We start from the raw sequence: 19,010 nt of genomic DNA on the forward strand, positions 1-19,010 counted from the left end.
GCTCAGCCGAATTCGATCGAGGTGTTGATTTCTTCCACCTGGTTGGAGGTCTGCATGTTCGTCGTGTCGGTGAACTGGTTTGCAAAGCTGACCAGGTAGACCGGCGAGTTGTCGTCGGCTTGGTAAGCGACGACCGTCATGACGGCGTAGAGCGGAACGTCCAGGTTTGGGGCGGTCCAGGTTCCGGAGAGGCGGAAACCCTGCTGTCCGTCGACGTCGATCTCGGTGTACTTCACCTCGGTCCACCCGTCGAGAGTGGCGATCGTTTCACGCGCAGCGGCAAGAACCTCGTCTTTTGTTGCGGTGCCCTGGTTTTCGACCGTCACCGTGGTGTTCGGCATGAAACCGCTGGGTTCCTGGCTGTTGCTGGACAACGCGTCCGTAACGCCGGCAGGGATGTTCTCGCCGTGAGTCCAGCTCGGCGGGAGGCTGACGCTGATGCTCGGCGCTTCGGGGTCGTCGCCGGTTTCGATCGTCGTCCGCTCACCGATGAACGGTGTTCCGTCCCGCAAAGTCGGCGTCGTGGCAGCGGCAGACGGCGAGGATGCAGAACTTTCGGAAGCAGTGGTCTCACTGGTGTTGGTATCACTGGAGACGGCGTCGCCGCTTTCCGAACTGCTGCATCCGGACAAGACGAGTGCAGCAGTGATCAGTGACGCTATTCCGAGAGCAAGTGTGCTGCTCTTAGGGCTCATAGTGTGACAGTCCTTCAGGTTTTGGCGACGGCCGAGCGCCGCCGGCAGCATTGCTGGCGCGGCTGAGACTATCAGCGCTACGACGGCCGAGTAGTGGCCTTGAAGGTAATGGTGCTGCCGGGCCGCAGCTGTGCCAGCGACGCAATCCCGGCGTCGGAAACGACGGCGATGACCGGGTATCCGCCGGTCACGGGATGGTCGGCGAGGAACACGACGGGCTGGCCGCCTGGTGGCACCTGGATGGATCCCGTCACGACGCCTTCGCTCGGCAATTCCTCGGTGTGTGAGCGATGCAAAGGCCCTTGGCCCTGTAGCCGGACCCCGACTCGGTTGGTGTGTTCGGTGACTTTCCACGTGGTGTGAAGGAGCGCGTGAACGGATGCGGCGGTGAACCAGGAATTTCGGGGGCCGAGCGTGATCTCGATCGGAACTGCGCCGAGTGCAGGTGCCGGCGGTGGAATCAACTCTTCGGTGGGCCACGTCCCTTCCTCGGCCCCGAGGAGGAGCAGATCGCCGGCGGCGAGCGGCGGCGGCCCGATTCCGGAGAGCGTGTCGGTGGATCTGCTTCCGAGTACCTGCGGGACGTCGACGCCACCGCGTGCAGAGATGTACGTTCTCAACCCGGTTGTGCTGTAACCCAATTCGAGAATGCTGCCACTACCCAGATGGATGCTCGCGTAGTCAGGTGCCGGCCGTCCGTCGACGGCCAGCGGCACCCGCGCGCCTGTCGCTGCCACCGTCATCGAACCGACGGCCCGCATAGCGAAACCCCCAGCGGTGACTTCGATGGTTGCTGCTCGAAAAGTGTTGCCTACGAGTCTGTTGGCGCTGTCGTGCGAGATCATGTCGACGGCGCCGGATCTTCCGACCCCGAGGGCGCCGTAGCCTCTCCGCCCGCGGTCCTGAACTGTGGCGAGCGGGCCGGTACGCGCAACCTCGAGCCAGGCCATGAATCCATTGTCCCGCAACAGCGCGGTGAAGACACCAAAATCATGCTTGCACCAAAATCATGCACGGACAAATGTGACTGTGGTGCCGGGTAGAAGCAGCGCCGGCGGGCGGCGCTCGGCATCCCACACCGACAGTTCAGTCGTTCCGATCAACTGCCACCCGCCTGGGGAACTACGCGGGTAGACGCCCGAGAACGGTCCGGCCAACCCGACTGCACCGGCCGGGACCTGCCTGCGCGGGTCCGATCGACGTGGAACTTCGAGCTTTCTCTCGTTGCTGGTCAGATACGCGAAGCCGGGGGCGAAACCGATGAACGCGACGGTCCACGACGCAGCCGTGTGAGCGTCGATCACACCGTCGACCCCGAGGCCGGTCAGCTTGCCCACCTCTACGAGATCGGGGCCGTCGTAGCGGACCGGAATCTCGACAGCAGACCCGCTCTCGTCTGCTGTGAGTTCGATCGGTACGGCCCCACGTACCCATTTCTCCACCAGTTGGTGCGCGGTGATCGTGTTGTCGTACTCGATCAAGATGGTTCGCGCCGCGGGAATCAGGTCGATCACTCCGGGGATCCGACTGGCGTCGAGAGCCCTGAAGTTGCCCAGCACACTCGGCAGTTCGTCGTACTCGACGAGGACTGCGGATTCACCGGCGGGCAGGATCGCGATCATGTGAACGGCGTGATCTCGACGTCGGAAGATTCGAGGAGAGCGCGGATTGCCACGGCCATGTCGACGGCTGCCGGACTGTCACCGTGCACGCACACCGATGCGGCAGCGACTTTCAACGTGCTCCCGTCGACTGCGTCCAACTCGCCGTCGACGACCATTCGCCGAACCCGTTCTGCAACAAGCGTCGGGTCGTGCAGAACGGCGCCCGACTCGGTGCGGGGGACCAAGGTGCCTTCCGCCGTGTACGCACGATCGGCAAAAGCCTCGGCGACCACGTCGAGACCGGCTTCGCGCGCCTCTTCCAGGAACACCGAACCCGGTAGTCCGAGAACAGGTAGCGAACTGTCGTAGGCAACGACGGCGGCGACCACTGCCCGCGCCTGCCGTCGGTGATGGACTATTGCGTTGTAAAGCGCGCCGTGGGGTTTGACGTACGTGACCCGCGATCCGGCGACACGGGCCAAACCGTCGAGTGCCCCTATTTGATAAATGACGTCGGCGGTGAGGTCTTTCGGGGACATGTCGATGAAGCGTCTGCCGAAACCGGCGAGGTCTCGGTAACCCACCTGCGCGCCGATCCGCACGCCGCGGGTGGCTGCGGATTCGCAAGTCGCCAACAGCGTTGTCGGGTCGCCGGCATGGAATCCGCAGGCGATGTTCGCGCTGGTGACAAGTTCGAGCATGGCGTCGTCGTCGCCCAGGGTCCAGGCTCCGAAGCCCTCGCCGAGGTCGCTGTTCAGATCAACGCTGTAGCCCATACCTCGATTCTAGGTAGGTATGGGCTCTCGGTGTTCAGGCGTGCGCCGGAATCCGTCCGGCATTCTTGCGACGTGCGGATCCGAAGAGTCGGCATATCAGGTAGATCACGAACGAGACCGAGGTGACGAAACTCGAGACGGGAACGCCGGGGGCCAGCGAGAGAAGGATGCCGCCGACGGCTGCCAGTTCGGCGAACACGACGGAGAGGATCGTGGCCTTGAGTGGGCTTGCCGTGACGTACGCGGCGGCCGCTGCGGGGGTGATCAGCAGCGACATCACCAGCAGAGCACCGACGATCTGTACGCCGAGTGCTGCGGTGATGCCGACCAACACTGCGAACACGATCGACAGTGCCCGGACCGGAACACCGCGAGCTGCAGCAACTTCGGGGTCGGTGCTTGCGAACAGCAAAGGGCGGTAGATGAATCCGAGTGTGCCGATCACGATGACCGCGCACAGCAGCAGAAGTTCGAGACCGCTGTTTCCCGGCGCCACGATCTGTCCGACCAACAACGAGAAGCTGGTTCCCGTGCGACCGTCGTACGCCCAGAGGAACAACACCGACAGGCCGAGGCCGAAAGCCATGATCACGCCGATCACCGAATCTCGGTCGCGCGCTTTGGCTCCGAGCAGTCCGAACAGCACTGCCGCGACCACGGATCCGACGATGGCACCGAAGCCGACGCCCACACCGACGAGAAGTGCGGCGGATGCGCCCGTCAGTGACAGCTCACTCGTTCCGTGCACCGAGAACGACATCTGACGGCTCACGATCAGCGGCCCGATGATGCCTGCCAACAATCCGAGGATGGCACCGGCAATCAACGCCTGTTGGACGAAGTCGTACTGCAGTAGGTCGACGGTGGCGGACACGTCGAACATCCGCGACATCGCGTCGGTGAACTTGTTACTCACTGGTGGTGATCCTCATCAGAATGGTGAACGCCTTCTCCCGGGCGTAGTCCGCCTGCGCTGCCGAGCGCGTCGATGGCGTCTCCGGTGCCGATCACGACGAGGCGGCCACGAACCTGCAACACTTCGACGTCGGTGTTGTACAGATCCGAGAGAACCTCGGACGTCATCACTTCGGCCGGCGTCCCGATCCGGAATTTACCGTCCACCAGATAGAGCACTCGATCCACCAACGGCAGGATCGGATTGATCTCGTGCGTCACGAACAGCACCGCGGTGTCATGGCTGCGCCGACGCTTGTCGATCAGCGTCGAGACCAGGTGCTGGTTGGCGAGGTCGAGGCTGAGCAGCGGCTCGTCGCACAACAGGATCCGCGGGTCGCCGACCAAAGCCTGTGCGATCCGCAGTCGCTGCTGCTCACCGCCGGACATGGAACCGATGGGAGCGTCGGCGAACGACTGGGCGCTGACCTGTGCGATGGCGTCGTCGACGATCTTGCGGCGACGACCCCGACGCAGTAACCCCGTACCCCACTGGTGACCGTCGACGCCGAGGCCGACCAGGTCGCGGCCGCGGAGCGGGAGGCCGTCGTCGATGGATTTCTGCTGCGGGATGTACCCGACGTGTGAGTTCCCGGCCCGTGCCGGCGTGCCGACGATCTGTGCACTGCCGCCGCTGAGTTGTAGTTGGCCCAGCAGAATCTTCAGGAGCGAGGTCTTGCCCGACCCGTTCGGCCCGAGTACGGCGATGAACTCACCTGGCTGTACCTCGAGATCGAGCCCGTCCCACAATGTGCGGGCGCCGAAGGACAATCGAGCGTCCTTCAGCGTCACAGCGGGCACGGAGGCCGCTGAAGGCGCGGTGTTACCAGAAGGCACGGTGTTACCAGGGGGCACAGGAGTATTCGCGGAAGTTTCTGTCACAAGCCGATCGGTTCTTCTCGGAAATGGTGGGGCAAATAATTACTGGGCAGAGAGGGCGTTTGCGAGCGACTCCGCGGTCTGCGTCTGCCACTGAATGTAGTCCAGGCCCTCGGGGAGAGTCTCCGTAACCTCGACGACGGGCACTCCGGCGGTTTCGGCGGTGGTGCGCATATCCTGGGTCACTTTGTCCTGTGTCTGGATGTTGTAGACCAATGCGCGGGCCTGCTTCTCCGAGAGGAGTTGGCGGGTTGCGGCGATTGCGGCCGGTGACGGATCGTTGCCGTCTTCGATGGCGCTGGTGAACTCCTCGGGAGTTGCGTCCTTCAGTTCAGCTGCGACCAGGAGGTAGTGCGCGATCGGCTCGGTCTGAGCCACCGGTGCGCCCGCATGGGCAGCGGCGATGGAATCGGTGATCGCTGTGACGCCGGCGAGCTTCTGGCTGTATGCCTTCGCGTTGTCCTCGTAGGTCGCCGCGTTGTCCGGATCGAGAGCGCTCAGCTGATCGGCCACCGAATGTGCGACGGCGTCGACGGTCGGGATGTCGAACCAGACGTGTTCGTTGACTGCGCCGTGGGTGTGACCGTCATGCGATTCGCCCGCGGTTTCGCCGGCGTGGATGCCGCCGTCGAGCAGGTTGTAGGCGTTGACCGTCTTCTGCTCGCCCTTGCCTGCGTCGAGGACGTCGGTGATGAACTGGTCGTAGCCGCCGCCGTTGTAGACGACGAGCGATGCGTCGGTGATCTTGGCGGCATCGGCGGGAGTCGCTTCGAACGAGTGCGGGTCCGCGGACGGCTCGTTGATGATCGACGTCACGGTCAGCTTGTCGCCGGCGACGGCCTGCGCGACGTCGCCCCACACGTTCGTCGATGCGACGACGGTGATGCCGTCGTCCTTCGAGGAGGTTGAGCTGCACGCGGTGAGCGCGAATGCTGCGGCGACCGAGACGGCCGCGAGGGCGGTGGCGGTGCGGAATTTCGACGACGAACGCACGTGCTTTTCTCCTGAACAAAGGCTGGGCTAAATGCTATTGGAAACCGTTACCGTTACACATTAGCGCATAGTCGCTGGTAGTTCACCTTCGGTTCAGCCCCAACGCGCCGTCTGCGGGCACTACGGCTAACGTCCGTTTATGCCCCGGTCCCGTCAGCCACGCCGTCAAGCCACTTTGGCGTCGCTTGCCGCCGAGCTCAATGTGTCGAGAACTACAGTCTCGAACGCGTACAACCGACCCGATCAGCTCTCCGTCGAGCTGCGGGATCGAGTGCTCCAAGCGGCCAAGCGACGCGGATACCCCGGACCTGATCCGGTCGCCCGCTCCTTGCGAACTCGCAAAGCCGGTGCCGTCGGTCTTCTGCTCACCGAAGCACTCAGTTATTCGTTCCGTGACCCGGCCGCCATGAGCTTCCTTGCCGGTCTCTCGGAATCGTGTGAGGACGCCGGCCAGGGCTTGCTGCTCATCCCGGCCGGGCCCGGCCGCGACGAGGTGGATGCTGCAGCCGTGGTCCAGCAGGCGGGCGTCGACGGCTTTGTCGTCTACTCCGTGGCCGACGACGATCCGTATCTTGCTGCCGTGCTCGAGCGTCACATTCCGATCGTCGTCTGCGACCAGCCCCGCGAGATTCCCGGTGCATCCCTCGTGGGCATCGACGACCGCGCTGCCATGCGCAAGGTCGCCGACTACCTCATCGGTCTCGGACACCGCGACATCGGCGTGCTCTGCATGAGGCTGGGGCGCGACCGGATGGACGGCGTGGTCAGCCAGGAACGACTCAAGTCCCCGCACTTCCACGTCCAGCGCGAGCGGATCGAAGGAGTGCGCGACGCGATGGTGGCGTCCGACATGGACCCACTCTCACTCACCGTGATCGAGCGGTACGTCCACACATCGCAGTCCGGGCACTCGGCGGCGGCGGAAGCTCTCGCGACCAACCCCGAGATCACCGCACTGGTCTGCACCACCGACGTGCTGGCTCTCGGCGCCTTGGACTGGGCGCGCTGGCAGGGCATCGATGTACCTGGCCAACTGTCGATCACCGGGTTCGACGGCGTCGACGAGGCGCTGCGCGAATCACTGACAACGGTGCGCCAGCCCCAGGAAGAGAAGGGCCGGCGCGCCGGTGCGCTCCTGATGTCGCCGTCCGGATCCGGCGTTCCGATAGTCGAGATGCTCGACACCGAACTACTGGCCGGGCGAACATCAGGTCGGATCAAGGGGTAGCGCTCACGCCAGGAGTTGGGCGCAGCGCAACAAGCCCAGATGGCTGTACGCCTGGGGGTGGTTGCCCAGTGAGCGTTCCGCGATGGGGTCGTACTCCTCCGCGAGCAGTCCGGTGGGACCCGCTGCCGCGACCAACTGGTCGAACAGTGCCTCTGCTTGCAGGCGTTGCCCGATCAGTAGGTATGCCTCGACGAGCCAGGCGGCACAGAGATGAAATCCACCTTCGATGCCGGGCAGGCCGTCGTCGTGATGGTAGCGGTATACCGTTGAGCCGCTGCGTAGTTCGGCCTCGGTGGCTACGACGGTCGCTGCAAAGCGCGGATCCGTCGGATCGATCAGCCCCGACAGTCCGATGTGCAGAGTCGCCGCGTCGAGATCGGTGCCGTCGTAGGCCGCGGTGTACGACTGGACGTCGTCCTTCCAGCCTTTGTGTCGTACTTCGTCGGCGATCTGGTCACGCAGTTCCGCCCACTCGGGCAGGGCCTCGCGAGAAAAGCGGGTCGCAAGATCGACGGCGCGGTCGACGGTGACCCAGCCCATAACCTTGGAATAGACGTGGTGGCGCGGGTTGTCGCGAATTTCCCAGATGCCGTGATCGGGTTCGAACCAGCGCCGCTGCACTGCTTCGACCATGGCGCACACCAGTTCCCAGTCGCGGTCGCTCAAAGGATCGGGATCACCGGCCTTTTCGCGTGCATTCGCCAGTTCGACGATGAGCTCGACGATCGGGCCGAACACGTCCAGTTGAACCTGCTGATTCGCGGCGTTTCCGACGCGGACCGGCCGGGAGCCGGCGTATCCGGGGAGTGAATCGATGACGGCCTCTGGCGGTAGCGAAGTCCCGTGGAGCGTGTAGAGGGGGTGCAGGCGCTCGGGTCCCGGCAGTGTTTCGAGCACGCGGTGGACCCAGTCCAGGTAGTTCTCGGCCTCGTCGGTGGATCCGACGCTCACGAGAGCTGTTGCGGTGAGGGCGGCGTCGCGCAACCAGCAATAGCGGTAGTCCCAGTTGCGGACTCCGCCGATCTCTTCCGGCAGGGACGTCGTCGCGGCAGCCATGATGGAACCGGAATCGGCGTGGACCAGCCCGCGCAAGGTCAGTGCAGAGCGTTTCATCAAGTCCGGCTTCAGCTTCGGGAGTTCGAGCGTCTTGGCCCAATCGGACCAGTAGGCCTCCGAGGTCGCTCGACGCTCGAGCTCCGGAACGTCGGACGGGCCGATTTCTTCTGTCCCGCAGCGCAATTCGAGGACGACGTCACCCTTGGACGGCTCGACGATGGCGTGGGCGGTCTGCTGGTTTCCGTCGGTGGCGATGTTCCACAGCACACCGGGGGAGCGGAGCACGTACGGCTCGTTGGTGCCGAGGACCCGAATGCCCTCGTCGACGACCTCGAGCGTGACCTGACCCTGGCCGAACTCGGGACGGGGTGCAAACGAGACGATCGCGTCGGCCTGACCGGAAATGATGCGGGTCAGGTCGGTTCGTCCCTGTGGGACGTCGTGGGGGAGGTAGTCGGTGACGGACAGGCTCGCCCAGCGGGTCTGAACTGTCATCGTGCTGTCGATGTACTTCTGGCTCAGCGGCAAGGCTGTGCGTCGAGGCCCGACCGAGAAGTGGCCGGCCCCGGTTCCGCCGAGAAGGTGTGCGAAGACGGCCGCTGAATCCGGTTCCGGGTGACACAACCAGGTCAGCGTCGCATCCGGGGTCACCAAAGCGACGGTGCGCGGACTGGCGAGCATCGAGAGTCGCTCGATGGGCGGAGCGTCGGCGCCGGAAAGCCACGTACGACGCTCGTCGAGCAGGAACGCCAGAGCGGCAGCGACGTCCTCGGTGCTGTCGACGCGATAGTCGGCGACGGTGTCCCCGCTGCCGACCTTGATTCCGATGTCCGGCCCCTGAAGCCTGCTGAACGCCTTTTCGTCGGTCACGTCGTCGCCGATGAAGACGGCAGCGGTTGCGCCGTCCTGATGGCGAATCAAGTCGAGTGCGTGCCCCTTGTCGGTGGCGATGACAGCCAACTCGACCACCGATTTGCCCTCGGTGACCTGAACGCCTGGCCAGAGTGCCGATTCGGTGCGGACGGCGATGAGCGCCTTCTCGGCGTCGTCGGCACTGGTGTTGCGTACGTGCAGTGCAACGCTGGCGGGCTTCTTCTCCACCGTTGCCCCAGGGGTGTCGGCGGCGATTCGGCCCAACTCGGTGACGATCTCGTCGAGCAGTTTCCTGGCGTCGGCGTCGATCGCGTGGACGAATCCGATGTCGAACTCGGAGCCGTGGCTGCCGACCAATTGCACTTCGGCGGGAAGTCGGGACAGCGCAGCCAGATCCTTGAGGGCGCGGCCCGAGATCACGGCAGCCGTCGTCGACGCGAGGCTGGCGAGAGAGCGAAGCGCACGCACCGTTTCCGCCCGGGGATACGCCTTGTCCGGGTTGGCGACGATGGGTGCCATCGTCCCGTCGTAGTCGGAGGCTACGAGCAGACGCGGCGTGCGTGCCACGCCTGACAGCGCTCGGCGGAGTTCGATGGACAGATCTTGTGCGCTCACCTCTTCAAATCTAGGTGATGCAGCGACTCCTGGCTCGATACGTTTCCGGCCGATCAGTGCAAAAATGACAGATGCGACAAAGGATGTCTATTCGGGTTTCCGAGTTCCGTCACCGAGCAGCAGTTCAACCGTCAATTCCAGTCGATTGGCGACATCGGTAGCCGAAGAGCGTCGCGTGAGCCATGCCACCAAATTGGACAGCCACACATCGGAGATCACGCGCGCGATCGCCAACTGCTCTTCGGTTGGCTCCTCTTCGGTCATCGCTCGTGCGAAGAGGCGGTCCATCAACTGGCCCACCTGATCGACCTCGGCCGCTGCGGAGGCGTCGGCGAACATGAACGCGCGAGTCATCGCTTCGGTGAGGAGCGGATCGCGCTGCATCGCGCGGGTGATGAGGCTGAGGATCAGCTGCATCCGCTCGAGCGGACTGGTTCCAGGCGGGATCTTGCCCTTGGAATCGATCTTCTCGAATTCGCGTGCCAGGGCGGACACCAGTAGGTGAACCTTGGACGGGAAGTAGCGATAGAGCGTTCCGACTGCGACGTCGGCACGCTCGGCCACGGCGCGCATCTGAACAGCCTCGTAGCCCCCCTTGGACGCCAAGGCGAGTGTTGCGTCGAGAATCCGCTTGCGGCGTTCACGTTGCGCGTTGGAGCTGAGATCGTCGTCCCCGAGCGTTGCAGAAGCAACCGCGTTGGAGCGGGATCGGGATGTTGTGGTCATCGACAAATTCCTTCGCGCCTTGACTCTTGGCCAGGTGTCATATTAGAACACGTTCTAAACAATTGTGTCACTTATCGAGAGGCGGGAACCAGTTGTGACAATCGCCACGACCGATGAACAGCGGGCGGTCCAGGAATCGATAGAGGCCTGGGCTCGCTCGGCCACGCCGATGGACATGGTACGCCGTGGACCAGCAGTTTCGTGGCGGGAGAAATGGTCCGAGTTCGCGTCTCTCGGGATATTTTCGGTCGCCGTTCCCGAAGCGGTAGGCGGAGCCGGGGCCGAAATCGTCGATCTCGCAGCAATGCTCGAGCAGGCGGCAATCGAACTCGTGCCGGGTCCTGTTCTCACGACTGCACTCGCAGCTCTGGTGGTGGGGCGTAGTTCGTCGCCCGCTGCCAAGCGATGGTCCGAAACGCTCGCCGACGGTGCGCTGCCGTGTGCCGTCGTATTGGACGAAAGTCCAGTTGCGGCAACGGCGAATGCGTCCGGCGGCATCGAGCTTCATGGCGAAGGAGGTTACGCCTGGGGCGGCGATTCGGGCGTATCGGTACTCGTGTCGGCGGGCGTCGTGTCCGAAGACGAAGGCTCGCGTGTCGTCTGGGCCCTCGTCGACGGAGACAGCGAAGGCGTGACCTACGAAGCGGTCGACACGATCGACAAGTCGCGACCACTGGCGCGAGTCTCCTTCGATCGAGTGACGGTCGACGCCGACCGAATCCTCGATGACATTGCGCCAGGATCGGTTTCCGACCTAGCGGCGGTACTGGGGGCAGCCGAAGCTGCCGGAATCGCGGCGTGGAGCCTGCGTACTGCGGTGGAGTACGCGAAGATTCGCGAACAATTCGGAAAGCCCATCGGCTCGTTCCAGGCGATCAAACATATCTGCGCCGAAATGCTGTGTCGCGTAGAGAATGCCGGAGCCGTCGCCTGGGATGGTGCGGTCGCTGCCGAGTCGGGCGACGAACTTCCGATCGCCGCAGCAGTGGCCGCCGCGGTGTCGCTGGATGCCGCTGTCGACACGGCAAAGGACTGCATTCAAGTGCTCGGCGGCATCGGATTCACCTGGGAGCACGAGGCGCACTTCTACCTTCGTCGAGCACTGTCGCTCCGGCAGATTCTGGGCGGATCGTCTCATTGGCGCGCGCGCGTCGCGGAATTGACGATCGGCGGCGCACGGCGTCATCTTCAGATCGACTTGAGCGAGCTCGAATCCGACCGGTCCGAAATTCGCGAAGAGGTAGCGCAATTGGTGGCGCTGCCCGAATCCGAGCAGCGCAACGCGTTGGCCGAATCGGGCTACCTTGCACCGCACTGGCCCAAGCCGTACGGCCGGGGCGCCAAGGCCGCGCAACAGATTCTGATCGAAGAAGAGTTGGCGGCCGTCGGTATCGGCCGACCCGATCTGGTGATCGGCTGGTGGGCAGTGCCGACCATCCTCGAGCACGGCAGTGCGGAGCAGATCGAAAGATTTGCGACTCCGACGCTCAAGGGCGAGATCACCTGGTGCCAGCTCTTCAGTGAACCCGGCGCAGGTTCGGATCTTGCGGCACTGCGCACGACCGCGGAAAAGGTCGACGGCGGTTGGAAGCTGAACGGCCAGAAAGTCTGGACTTCGCTTGCGCGTGAAGCTGACTGGGCCATCTGCCTCGCCAGGACCGATCGCGAGGTTCCCAAACACAAGGGCATCACGTACTTCCTTCTCGACATGAAGACGGCTGGGATTCGAATCTCGCCGCTGCGCGAGATCACCGGAGATGCCCTGTTCAACGAAGTCTTCCTCGACGACGTCTTCGTCCCGGACGAGTGCGTCGTCGGCCAGCTCGGTGGAGGCTGGAAACTGGCCCGAACGACCCTCGCCAACGAGCGGGTCGCAATGAGCGGTGGCTCTTCGCTCGGCGGTGCGATGGAGGAATTGCTCGAGCTGGCCGGCGACCCCGATCCTGTGGTGGCAGACAAGCTCGGTGGGCTGATCGGAACCGCCATGGTGGGCTCACTGCTGGAATTGCGCACGACACTGCGGCAATTGGACGGTCAGGATCCGGGTCCGGCGTCGAGCGTCCGCAAGCTGGTAGGCGTGCGCCAGCGTCAGAATGTCGCAGAGTTCGCCATGGAATTGGGTGGCCCGGCCGGATGGGTGGAGGGTCCGCTCTCGCGTGAGTTCCTCAACACGCGATGCCTGTCGATTGCCGGCGGAACCACGCAGATTCTGTTGACCGTCGCCGCGGAGAGAATTCTGGGCCTGCCCCGTGATTAGACGGCGTGAGTAGAGGCCTTTAGAAATGTCCACGTTGGTGATACAACTAGAACACGTTCTACATCAGAGACAGGATTGCCAGCGTGGACTTCACTCCCGATGAAACCCAGGAAGCGGTAGCCGAGGTGGCTACCGCGCTCCTTGCCCGCGAACTGGAGCCGGACGCGCTCTGGGCGGCATTCGCCGATGCCGACCTGCTCACGTTGGCCCTGCCCGAGCGTCTGGGCGGCGAGGGACTCTCCGTCGCCGACGTCGGTTCCCTCCTCGTCGAGGTCGGCCGGGCCGCTGCTCCAATTCCGGCTCTCGCAACCCTCGGCTTCGGTGTACTCCCCATAGTCGCTCTGGGGACCGACGCTCAACAGGAAGAATTGCTCACCGGAGTCGGCGCCGGACGGGTGTTCACCGCGGCGCTCGGTGAGCCGGGTCAGCAGTTCCCGGCACAGCCGTCGACCACCGCGCAGCAGTCGGGCGACTGGTATCGCGTCAGCGGGACGGTGCTTGCCGTTCCCTTCGCGGCGAGCGCACACAGAATTCTTGTGCCCACCGACGCCGGAGTCGTTCTCGTCGATCCGACCGCCGCCGGCGTCGCATTGACGCCGACTCCCAGTGCGTCCGGCAGTCCGGAGTTCGCAGTCACCATGGACGAGGCAGTCGGTGAACTTCTCGGTGCCGGCGAGGAAGCCGTCCAGACGCTGTACCGGATCGCCACGGCAAGCATCGGAGCCGTTGCAGACGGTTTGGTGTCCGGCGCCGTCGATCTCACTGCGGCACATGTCGGCTCGCGTGAGCAATTCGGTAAGCCGCTCGCCACGTTCCAGGCAGTCTCACAACAGATAGCCGACGCGTACGTCACCTCCCGGACCCTTCATGTCGCGGCGTTGTCGGCGTCCTGGCGCGTGTCGGAGGGCCTGGACGCCCAGTCGGACCTCGACGTCATGGCGTACTGGATCGCCCAAGAAGTGCCTGCCACGATGCAGGTGCTTCACCACCTGCACGGCGGTCTGGGCGTCGACGTCACGTATCCACTTCATCGTTACTACTCGACTGCAAAAGACCTGGCACGCCTGCTCGGCGGTGCTTCGCAGCGACTCGACCTCGTGGGGGCCCGGTGTTCATCGATCTGACCGACAGTCAGCGCGCATTGCAAGCTGAACTTCGACGCTACTTCTCGACGCTGATCTCGCCCGAAGAGGCCAAGATCATGCGCGTGGAGCGGCATGGCCCTACCTATCGCGAGGTCATCCGTCGTATGGGCAAGGACGGCTGGCTCGGCGTCGGCTGGCCGGTGGAGTTCGGCGGACGTGGGTTCGGTGAAGTCGAGCAGCAGATTTTTGTCAACGAGGCTGTGCGGGCGGATGTCCCACTGCCTTCGGTGACGTTGCAGACCGTCGGCCCGACTCTGCAGAAGTACGGCAGCGAGGAGCAGAAGCAGAAATTCCTGCCCGCGATCCTCGCCGGTGAAGTGCACTTCGCGATCGGCTACACCGAACCGGAAGCCGGCACCGACCTTGCAGCACTGCGCACTTCGGCGGCACGAAATGGTGACGAGTACGTCGTCAACGGCCAGAAGATTTTCACCACCGGCGGGCATGACGCCGATTACGTGTGGCTCGCCGTGCGGACAGGGTCTGCCGATTCAAGGCACCGCGGCATCTCCATCCTGATCATGGACACCAAAGATCCCGGCTACACCTGGACCCCGATCATCACTTGCGACGGTGCACATCACGTCAACGCCACCTACTACGAGGACGTTCGCGTTCCGGCGAACATGCTTGTGGGTGAGGAGAATCAGGGCTGGCGCTTGATCACGACGCAGCTCAACCACGAGCGCGTCATGCTCGGTCCGGCAGGTCGTGTCGCAGGGATTTACGACCACGTCTTCGATTGGGCCAAGCGTGAAAACCTGCTTGATCACGTTGACGTACGGCGCGCGCTCGGCGAGATTCATGCGACGTACCGCCTCAACGAACTGCTCAACTGGCAAGTGGCGTCGAGTGATTCGGATTCGGTGGATATCGCCGACGCTTCGGCAACCAAAGTGTTTGCGACCGAGCGTATCCAGCGGGTCGGTCGACTCGCGGAAGAGATCGTCGGGCGGTACGGAAATCCGATCGATCCCGAAACTGCTGATCTCATGGAGTGGCTCGACATGCAGATCAAGCGCAACCTGGTGATCACCTTCGGCGGTGGAGTCAACGAGGTGATGCGCGAACTGATTGCGACCGCCGGCCTGAAGCTTCCTCGCGTTCCGAGATAGGAAACAAATCGTGTCAGATCCCATTCTCACTGCTGCCGAGCGGGTTCGAGAGGACGGGCCAAGCGCTCCTCGCGCCGGCCGGGACCCCGTGAACCTGCCGATGATCCGCAACTGGGTCGAGGCGATCGGTGACGAGAACCCGATCTATGTCGACGAATCGGCCGCCCGCGCCGCCGGACACGACGGAATAGTCGCACCGCCGGCGATGGCGCAGGTATGGACGATGCGCGGTCTGGGGGCAATTCGAGAAGCCGACGATCCGTTGGGCCGGATGACGGACATCCTCGACGAGGCCGGATTCACCTCCGTCGTCGCGACCAACTGCGATCAGATCTACCACCGCTACTTGAAGCCGGGTGAAGAAGTCACCATCTCCTCGGTGTTGGAAGACGTTGTGGGACCCAAGAAGACAGGTCTTGGTGAAGGATGGTTCTTCACTACTCGCAGCTTCTGGCGGGTCGGCGAAGAACTGGTCTCGGAGATGATGTTCCGGATCTTGAAGTTCGCGCCGCCAGTCAGCGAGAGTTCCTCCACTGACGTGCCTGCGGACCTGGACGCATCTCGAATGCTGCGTCCGACAGCATCCCTCGACACGCAGTTCTTCTGGGACGGTGTCGCCGCACACGAGTTGCGTATTCAACTGCGTGCGGACGGTTCGGTACAGCACCCGCCGGTGCCCGCGATCTGGAAACACAAGTCGGAGCAGACCGACTACGTGGTGGCGTCAGGTCGGGGAACGGTCTTCAGCTTTGTCGTTCACCACGCCCCCAAGGTTCCTGGTCGGTCGTTGCCGTTCGTCGTTGCCCTGGTCGAACTGCCTGAGGGTGTGCGGATGCTCGGCGAATTGCGCGGCGTCGATCCGTCGAGTGTGTCGATCGGAATGGAGGTGGAGGCGATCTACCTCGACTTCCCCGGAGACGACGAGACCGGGGGAACTCCCTGGACTCTGTACGCCTGGCAGCCGGTTTCTGTGTCTGCGGTGTCTGCGGTTTCTGCGGTGAAGGAGTGACGATGACTTCGACGACGGATATCACTGTGGGAGAGGTTCTTCCGCAGCTCTCGATTTACGGCGACCCGACGTTTGTGGTCTCGGCGGCGCTCGCTACCCGCGATTTTCAAGATGTTCACCACGACCGCGATCTCGCACAGAAACGCGGCTCGAAAGACATTTTCGTCAACATCCTCACCGACACCGGCTTGGTGCAGCGATTCGTGACCGATTGGGCCGGACCGCGGGCTGTACTCACGTCGATCAAACTCCGCCTCGGAGTCCCCTGGTACGCCTACGACACCTTGACGCTCTCCGGAACGGTGACCTCCTACGACGAGGATCTCGTGTCGCTCGCGGTGGTCGGCAAGAACAGCCTGGGAGATCACATCACCGCACAGGTCACACTGGCATTTCCGGCGTCGGGCTCGAATGGAGACATTGAAAACGGAGACATTGAATGAGCGCATTGTCCGGCAAGGCAGCGATCGTCGGAATCGGAGCCACGGATTTCTCGAAGGACTCCGGTCGCAGTGAACTGCGACTGGCCGCCGAGGCTGTTCAAGCCGCGTTGGACGACGCAGGTCTGACACCCGCCGACGTCGACGGTCTTACCTCGTTCACCATGGACACCAACACCGAAGTGGCAGTAGCTCGTTCGGTGGGGATTCCGAACCTCAAGTTCTTCAGTCGTATTCACTACGGAGGCGGTGCCGCTGCGGCGACGATTCAGCAGGCCGCCATGGCTGTTGCCACCGGCGTCGCAGACGTCGTCGTCGCTTACCGCGCGTTCAACGAGCGATCGGGTGCCCGTTTCGGGCAGGTGAACTCCGGCCTTGTGGCGCAGGTCAATTCGTCGGGCACGGATAACGCTTTTTCCTATCCTCACGGATTGGGTACTCCTGCATCGTTTGTCGCGATGGTCGCGCAGCGATACATGCACGTATACGGAGCGTCCAGCGAGGACTTCGGTCGAATCGCCGTCGCCGACCGTAAGCATGCAGCCACCAATCCGAAGGCGTTCTTCTACGGGAAACCGATTACCCTCGAGGACCATCAGAACTCGCGATTCATCGCTGAACCTTTGCATCTCCTCGATTGCTGCCAGGAATCCGACGGCGGCATCGCGATCGTCGTCACCTCGGCAGAACGAGCCAAAGATCTGAAGAACACCCCCGCCGTTATCGCTGCCGCCGCACAGGGCAGCGGGGCAGATCAATACATCATGACCAGCTATTACCGCGACGGTTTGACCGGCCTACCGGAGATGGGCCTTGTCGGCGATCAGCTCTGGTCACAAAGTGGGCTGCGCCCGTCGGACATGCAGACGGCGATCTTCTACGACCACTTCACGCCCTATGTTCTGATGCAGCTCGAGGAACTCGGTTTCTGTGGCAGGGGAGAGGCAAAGGACTTCATCGCCGGTGGCGCAATCGAACTCGGCGGCAAGCTTCCGATCAACACCCATGGTGGACAGCTCGGCGAGGCATACATTCACGGGATGAACGGTATCGCCGAGGGTGTTCGGCAGATCCGCGGTACTTCGGTCAACCAGGTCGACTCCGTCGAGAATGTACTGGTGACTGCGGGAACGGGCGTTCCGACATCGGGGCTTGTGCTGACTCGCTGATTATCGTGGGCACAGCTTCATCAAGCGTCACGGCCGGTTGGCACCGCATCGAGGTCTCCTTCGATGCGGTGCTCGGTCCGTGTTCTGTTGTCGCCAAAGAGGTTTGACCTCTCAGGTTTTGAAGGTGGTGTTCGCCGGCCTCGGGTGCTGCTGCGGGTCGATCGAGGGTGGCGGGATGAACCAGGGTTTGTTGTCGGCGCCTATTCGGATTTCCCATTTGCCGACGAACCCTGATTTCCGGTGCATCAGTCGGTGATGTGAACGGCACAGCAGGACCAGGTTGTTCATCACCGTCGGGCCGCCGTTCGCCCAGTGCCGGATATGGTGCGCATCCGTCCAGGCCGGTACACATGTGCAGCCGGGGAACGCGCAGCCTCTGTCTCGGGCGATCAACGCAGTCCGTTGTTCGGCGGTGACCAGCCTCTTTCCTGGTTGCGCATCCAAGGGCGCGCCGTGATCGTCGAGCAGAACAGTGGACAGGAAACAATCGCACCCGAGGAGTCGGGTCTGCGAGACCGAGAGTGGCCCGAGCCAGGGCATGTGCCCGACATCAAGATCGGACAGCTCCAGTGAGCCGTCATCACCCGAATCCGAAGACTGTGCGGCACAATCCCGATGCTCCGCCAAATCACGAGCATTGATGTGCACGTTCACATGCGGACGCTGACCACCATCGGTACCGGTCTTGGCGCAGTCCAGATAGCGGCGGATCAGTTCGGTGAACCCGTCAGCCGTGCGTTTCGCCGCCGACCGAGCATCCGGCGTCCCATCCGGTGCCGGGGTCGGCATCGTCAGATTCGACAACGCCGACAACAGCATTTCACCGGTCAGGGCATCGAAATCGCCGCGCACCACCACTCGACCGTTCAATGTCGAGGCGATCCGCAACTCGTTGAGATCGACATCCTCGGCGGGCGGGATCTCATCCGATTCGAACAACCGCTCCAAGGTCGCGATCACGTTCCGCACTTTCGTCGTCGTCGCTTCCACACCCGACGCAGCCGCCAACAACAAATCGATGCACTTCGGTAGCGCCTCCTCCGGCATCCCCTTCGGCGGTGACTCACAGAACGCCACGATCAACACGGCATGATCGAACGAGCAATCCCCGCCATCGAACCGAGCCGCCACCGCCGGAAACGGCCGCAAAGCTGCACCCAACGCGGCGATCTTTTTCCCGTCCCGAACCTGCAACATGGTGTTCGCCGCCAACCACGAACCGACCCCGCGGCTGGCGATCACCTGATCATCCGGGCGCATCGAGAGTTCGTCGACCACTGCCACCCGCACAGCCTCGAGACGAAGAATCTCCGCGCTCGCCGACACCGCAGCCGCACGTAACTCAGCAGCCGACAACTGCCACAGACGTCCGCGTAACCCCACCGCAGAACCCGAAACCACGTCCGACAACAAGACACTCATTGAATCCCCCGATCCCCTCCCCAAATCATACTCGAACATGCGTTCGAGTCAAGA

General features: G+C 63.3%; 17 protein-coding genes. 7 read left to right on the top strand and 10 right to left on the bottom strand.

The features are described from left to right. Nucleotides 1-2: 2 nt before the first annotated feature. From ACBG85_RS03855 to ACBG85_RS03885, 7 genes are all read right to left on the bottom strand, one after another. Nucleotides 3-695, bottom strand: a complete 693-nt coding sequence (locus ACBG85_RS03855) for an LpqN/LpqT family lipoprotein (protein ID WP_372026265.1) — start codon at nt 693-695, stop codon at nt 3-5. A gap of 77 nt (nt 696-772) precedes the next feature. Next, nucleotides 773-1,645: a biotin-dependent carboxyltransferase family protein gene (locus ACBG85_RS03860; protein ID WP_047269641.1), complete on the bottom strand. Its 873-nt coding sequence runs from the start codon at nt 1,643-1,645 to the stop codon at nt 773-775. Nucleotides 1,646-1,702: 57 nt separating this feature from the next. Next, on the bottom strand, nt 1,703-2,317 hold the full coding sequence (pxpB, locus tag ACBG85_RS03865) for a 5-oxoprolinase subunit PxpB (RefSeq protein WP_080961071.1): 615 nt from the start codon (nt 2,315-2,317) through the stop codon (nt 1,703-1,705). Then, on the bottom strand, nt 2,314-3,075 hold the full coding sequence (locus ACBG85_RS03870) for a LamB/YcsF family protein (RefSeq protein WP_047269640.1): 762 nt from the start codon (nt 3,073-3,075) through the stop codon (nt 2,314-2,316). Before ACBG85_RS03870 ends, pxpB begins: the two co-directional genes overlap by 4 nt. A gap of 34 nt (nt 3,076-3,109) precedes the next feature. After that, entirely contained in the window at nt 3,110-3,991 is an 882-nt protein-coding gene (locus tag ACBG85_RS03875) for a metal ABC transporter permease (RefSeq protein ID WP_003945811.1), read from the bottom strand. Then, complete coding sequence (locus tag ACBG85_RS03880) at nt 3,988-4,866, bottom strand: metal ABC transporter ATP-binding protein (RefSeq protein WP_047269722.1); 879 nt, start codon at nt 4,864-4,866, stop codon at nt 3,988-3,990. The genes ACBG85_RS03875 and ACBG85_RS03880 overlap by 4 nt, the downstream gene beginning before the upstream one ends. An 84-nt stretch (nt 4,867-4,950) precedes the next feature. Then, the gene (locus ACBG85_RS03885) at nt 4,951-5,901 is read right to left on the bottom strand and encodes a metal ABC transporter solute-binding protein, Zn/Mn family (RefSeq protein ID WP_042920537.1); all 951 of its coding nucleotides are present in this window, start codon (nt 5,899-5,901) and stop codon (nt 4,951-4,953) included. Between the two features lie 139 nt (nt 5,902-6,040). Here ACBG85_RS03885 and ACBG85_RS03890 point away from each other — a divergent pair, with 139 nt between their 5' ends. Further along, nucleotides 6,041-7,129, top strand: coding sequence for a LacI family DNA-binding transcriptional regulator (locus ACBG85_RS03890; protein WP_007733995.1), 1,089 nt, complete (start codon nt 6,041-6,043; stop codon nt 7,127-7,129). A 3-nt stretch (nt 7,130-7,132) separates the two neighbouring features. Here the strand turns inward: ACBG85_RS03890 and otsB are convergent, their stop codons facing one another. Together otsB and kstR are read right to left on the bottom strand one after the other, a co-directional pair. Continuing rightward, nucleotides 7,133-9,673, bottom strand: a complete 2,541-nt coding sequence (gene otsB, locus ACBG85_RS03895; RefSeq protein ID WP_064075132.1) for a trehalose-phosphatase — start codon at nt 9,671-9,673, stop codon at nt 7,133-7,135. Between the two features lie 87 nt (nt 9,674-9,760). Next, the gene (gene kstR / locus ACBG85_RS03900; protein ID WP_003945752.1) at nt 9,761-10,399 is read right to left on the bottom strand and encodes a cholesterol catabolism transcriptional regulator KstR; all 639 of its coding nucleotides are present in this window, start codon (nt 10,397-10,399) and stop codon (nt 9,761-9,763) included. Nucleotides 10,400-10,493: 94 nt separating this feature from the next. Here kstR and ACBG85_RS03905 point away from each other — a divergent pair, with 94 nt between their 5' ends. The 6 genes from ACBG85_RS03905 (at nt 10,494) to ACBG85_RS03930 (ending at nt 17,534) form a co-directional block, all read left to right on the top strand. Beyond that, nucleotides 10,494-12,656 (top strand): acyl-CoA dehydrogenase, encoded by a 2,163-nt coding sequence (locus tag ACBG85_RS03905; RefSeq protein WP_042920534.1) that lies wholly within the window; start codon nt 10,494-10,496, stop codon nt 12,654-12,656. A gap of 83 nt (nt 12,657-12,739) precedes the next feature. Then, nucleotides 12,740-13,780, top strand: coding sequence for an acyl-CoA dehydrogenase family protein (locus tag ACBG85_RS03910; RefSeq protein WP_042920532.1), 1,041 nt, complete (start codon nt 12,740-12,742; stop codon nt 13,778-13,780). Next, nucleotides 13,765-14,916 (top strand): acyl-CoA dehydrogenase family protein, encoded by a 1,152-nt coding sequence (locus ACBG85_RS03915; RefSeq protein WP_007734012.1) that lies wholly within the window; start codon nt 13,765-13,767, stop codon nt 14,914-14,916. The genes ACBG85_RS03910 and ACBG85_RS03915 overlap by 16 nt, the downstream gene beginning before the upstream one ends. A 7-nt stretch (nt 14,917-14,923) precedes the next feature. Continuing rightward, nucleotides 14,924-15,925 (top strand): bifunctional MaoC family dehydratase N-terminal/OB-fold nucleic acid binding domain-containing protein, encoded by a 1,002-nt coding sequence (locus ACBG85_RS03920; RefSeq protein ID WP_234551072.1) that lies wholly within the window; start codon nt 14,924-14,926, stop codon nt 15,923-15,925. A 2-nt stretch (nt 15,926-15,927) separates the two neighbouring features. After that, entirely contained in the window at nt 15,928-16,368 is a 441-nt protein-coding gene (locus ACBG85_RS03925) for a MaoC family dehydratase (protein ID WP_007734018.1), read from the top strand. After that, nucleotides 16,365-17,534, top strand: coding sequence for a lipid-transfer protein (locus ACBG85_RS03930; protein ID WP_003945661.1), 1,170 nt, complete (start codon nt 16,365-16,367; stop codon nt 17,532-17,534). The genes ACBG85_RS03925 and ACBG85_RS03930 overlap by 4 nt, the downstream gene beginning before the upstream one ends. 111 nt (nt 17,535-17,645) lie before the next feature. Here the strand turns inward: ACBG85_RS03930 and ACBG85_RS03935 are convergent, their stop codons facing one another. Next, entirely contained in the window at nt 17,646-18,956 is a 1,311-nt protein-coding gene (locus ACBG85_RS03935; protein ID WP_372026266.1) for a DUF222 domain-containing protein, read from the bottom strand. Between the last annotated feature and the right edge of the window lie 54 nt (nt 18,957-19,010).

It is taken from the genome of Rhodococcus sp. NyZ502 (assembly GCF_041464245.1).
Classification (GTDB): Bacteria; Actinomycetota; Actinomycetes; order Mycobacteriales; family Mycobacteriaceae; genus Rhodococcus_F; species Rhodococcus_F qingshengii.

Bases quoted from the DNA above. Each gene is read 5' to 3' on its own strand.
- ACBG85_RS03890 (WP_007733995.1), top strand. From the start codon at position 6,041: ATGCCCCGGTCCCGTCAGCCACGCCGTCAAGCCACTTTGGCGTCGCTT.
- ACBG85_RS03935 (WP_372026266.1), bottom strand. From the start codon at position 18,956: ATGAGTGTCTTGTTGTCGGACGTGGTTTCGGGTTCTGCGGTGGGGTTA.
- ACBG85_RS03925 (WP_007734018.1), top strand. From the start codon at position 15,928: ATGACTTCGACGACGGATATCACTGTGGGAGAGGTTCTTCCGCAGCTC.
- ACBG85_RS03855 (WP_372026265.1), bottom strand. From the start codon at position 695: ATGAGCCCTAAGAGCAGCACACTTGCTCTCGGAATAGCGTCACTGATC.
- kstR (WP_003945752.1), bottom strand. From the start codon at position 10,399: ATGACCACAACATCCCGATCCCGCTCCAACGCGGTTGCTTCTGCAACG.
- ACBG85_RS03870 (WP_047269640.1), bottom strand. From the start codon at position 3,075: ATGGGCTACAGCGTTGATCTGAACAGCGACCTCGGCGAGGGCTTCGGA.
- pxpB (WP_080961071.1), bottom strand. From the start codon at position 2,317: ATGATCGCGATCCTGCCCGCCGGTGAATCCGCAGTCCTCGTCGAGTAC.
- ACBG85_RS03930 (WP_003945661.1), top strand. From the start codon at position 16,365: ATGAGCGCATTGTCCGGCAAGGCAGCGATCGTCGGAATCGGAGCCACG.
- ACBG85_RS03860 (WP_047269641.1), bottom strand. From the start codon at position 1,645: ATGGCCTGGCTCGAGGTTGCGCGTACCGGCCCGCTCGCCACAGTTCAG.